Here is a 1,096-nt window from a genome sequence, read left to right as displayed (position 1 = left end):
GATCAGGTGCTGGCGGATTCCTGCGTGACGCGCGAGCGGAGCGAGCCGAGCTCTCAGAAGGTGGAAGCCTGATGTACACCCAACTGCTGGCGAATATCGCGATCCTGGTGCTGTCCGGGTTCGTGGGCTTCGCCGTGATCTCCAAGGTGCCCAACACCCTGCACACCCCACTCATGTCCGGCACCAACGCCATTCACGGCATCGTGGTGCTCGGCGCGCTGGTGGTGTTCGGCAAGGTGGCGCACCCGTCGGTGCTGATGCAGATCATCCTGTTCGTCGCCGTCGTGTTCGGAACCCTGAACGTCATCGGCGGTTTCGTCGTGACCGACCGCATGCTGGGCATGTTCAAGGCGAAGAAGCCTGCTGCGGGCGAAGCGAAGCGCAGCGACGAATCTGTGAAGGCGGGCCACTGAGCCATGGACAATCTGGTCAATATCCTCTACATCGTCGCGTTCGCGCTGTTCATCTACGGTCTGATGGGCCTGACCGGTCCCAAGACCGCGGTGCGCGGCAACCAGATCGCCGCGACCGGCATGGTCATCGCGGTCGTCGCGACGCTCATCTCCATCCGGCACACCAATAACTGGATCATCATCGTCGCGGGCCTGGTGGTCGGCGTGGGGTTGGGCGTTCCGCCCGCCCGCTTCACCAAGATGACCGCCATGCCGCAGCTGGTCGCCGCGTTCAACGGCGTCGGCGGTGGCACGGTGGCGCTCATCGCCTGGGCCGAATTCCTCGACACCAAGGGCTTTTCCGCGGTGCACGAGCAGCCCACCGTGCACATCGTGATCGCCTCGCTGTTCGCGGCCATCATCGGCTCGGTCTCGTTCTGGGGCTCGGTGATCGCCTTCGGCAAGCTGCAGGAGATCCTGCCCGGCAAGCCGATCGGCGTGGGCAAGCTGCAGCAGCCGCTGAACCTGCTGCTGCTGGCGGGCTCGATCGCCGCGGCCGTGGTGATCGGCATCGGCGCGACCGACACCGGCGTGCCGCAGTACTGGATGATCGCGGTGCTGGTGCTGGCCGGCATTCTCGGCCTGATGGTGGTGCTGCCCATCGGTGGCGCCGACATGCCGGTCGTCATCTCGCTGCTCAACGC

2 protein-coding genes are annotated in these 1,096 nt (G+C 65.4%); both read left to right on the top strand.

From position 1 onward, the window contains the following. Window positions 1–71: 71 nt before the first annotated feature. Window positions 72–413 (top strand): NAD(P) transhydrogenase subunit alpha, encoded by a 342-nt coding sequence (locus ACWEQQ_RS45050; protein WP_452352575.1) that lies wholly within the window; start codon window positions 72–74, stop codon window positions 411–413. A gap of 3 nt (window positions 414–416) precedes the next feature. After that, the coding region (locus ACWEQQ_RS45045; protein ID WP_452352574.1) for an NAD(P)(+) transhydrogenase (Re/Si-specific) subunit beta at window positions 417–1,096 on the top strand (680 nt) is incomplete at its 3' end.

The sequence above is a fragment of the Nocardia sp. NPDC004123 genome (genome assembly GCF_053603795.1).
The sequence above is the reverse complement of the archived record's forward strand: the minus strand, read 5'-3'. Positions and strand labels throughout refer to the sequence as shown.

Coding starts and splice junctions, on each gene's coding strand:
- ACWEQQ_RS45050 (WP_452352575.1), top strand. CDS start 72: ATGTACACCCAACTGCTGGCGAATATCGCGATCCTGGTGCTGTCCGGG.